The following is a 1,368-nucleotide window of genomic DNA, read 5'->3' as shown; positions in this document are numbered from 1 at the left end:
GCGCCGCGTGTTCCAATGGTCTATGTACTCCTCCAGGTCGCGCTTGAAGTCCCCGAAGCTGCCCCACTCCCTGCCGCGGTAGAACTCGTCCTTCACGTGGCCGAAGAGCTGCTCGGTGGCGGCGTTGTCGATGCAGTTCCCCTTGCGCGACATGCTCTGGGTGATGCCCGCCCCCTCCAGCCTGGAGGCGTAGGACTCGTGCTGGTACTGCCAGCCCATGTCCGAGTGCATGGTCGGCGCCGCCCCGTCGGGCAGGGCCTCGAGGAGCCGGTCGAGCATCCTGTGCTGCTGGGCGAGGTCCGGCGAGGTCGATATGTCGCTCGCCACGATCTCCTTCGTGCAGAAGTCGAGCACCGGGGCCCAGTAGGCCTTGGCGCCGGCCACCTTGAACTCGGTGACGTCGGTGCCGAGCTTCTGCCACGGCCCCTCGGCGCCGAAGTCCCTCGCGATGACGTTCTCGAACGTGCTCCCCACGAGCCCCCTGTAGGAGCTGTACCGGCGGCGGGAGCCCCGGCGGCGTATCCCGCACCGGATGCCCATCTCGCGCATCATCTTGAGCACGGTCTTGTCGGCCACGACCGCGCCCAGCTCGGCGCGCAGGCACATGGCTATCTGCCGGTGCCCGCAGCCGTTGGCGGTGCGCGAGAATATCTCGGCCGCGGCGTCGCGCAGCTCGGGCCTGGTCGGCCTCCGCGGGTGCGCCAGCGCGTAGTAGTAGGTCGACCTCCTGAGCCCCGAGCACTCCAGCAGGTGGCGCAGGGAGTGCCCCTCCGCCCTCAGCGCCCTCACAGCCTCGGCCGCCGCCCTGGTCAGAGCCCGTCCCGCTCGACCAGGGCGCGCAATTTTTTTAGGTAGGCGACCTCGGCCTCGAGCCTGCGGCAGCGCTCCTCGACCTCCTGCTCGCGGGTGCGGGCCCGGGGTTTCGACCTCGACCCCCTCGGCCTGCCCTTCGGGCGGGGCCGCAGCGCCTCGGCGCCGCCCTCGCGGTAGAGCCTGCACCAGCGCTCCAGCGGGGACTTCGACCTGATCCCGAACTCGGCCATAGCGTCGGCCTTCGCCATCCCGCCGTCGACCACGGCCGACGCCGCGGCGACCCTCTGCTCGAATGTGTACCTGGATTGTTTCCCGCCCATGGACAGCAGCGCCTCGCTTCCGAACGCCCGGTATACCCACTGCCATTCTCTCACGGTCTCGCGGGGGACGGACAGGGCCTCGGCCGCCGGCTTGCAGCCGACGCCGGCGTCGAAGAGCTCGACGGCCCGCCTCCTGGACTCCAGGTCGTGCTTCACCCTGAGGTCTATACTCATGGAAAACCTCCCATTTCCCGATGTCCAAGAAATGGGAGGCAGTTCACAGGCACCTTTGTGG

The 1,368-nt window shown here is 69.0% G+C and carries 2 protein-coding genes; both read right to left on the bottom strand.

The features are described 5' to 3' along the window. On the bottom strand, positions 1–789 hold a 789-nt coding region (locus tag HMPREF9463_RS10180; protein ID WP_084591889.1), incomplete at its 3' end, for an IS3 family transposase. Positions 790–809: 20 nt separating this feature from the next. Next, complete coding sequence (locus tag HMPREF9463_RS10175) at positions 810–1,307, bottom strand: helix-turn-helix domain-containing protein (RefSeq protein ID WP_035138982.1); 498 nt, start codon at positions 1,305–1,307, stop codon at positions 810–812. Between the last annotated feature and the right edge of the window lie 61 nt (positions 1,308–1,368).

Origin of the sequence: Collinsella sp. 4_8_47FAA (assembly GCF_000763055.1) — a bacterium.
GTDB lineage: Bacteria > Actinomycetota > Coriobacteriia > Coriobacteriales > Coriobacteriaceae > Collinsella.
The sequence above is the reverse complement of the archived record's forward strand: the minus strand, read 5'-3'. Positions and strand labels throughout refer to the sequence as shown.

Excerpts from the sequence above, each read along its gene's own strand:
- HMPREF9463_RS10175 (WP_035138982.1), bottom strand. The coding sequence starts at position 1,307 with ATGAGTATAGACCTCAGGGTGAAGCACGACCTGGAGTCCAGGAGGCGG.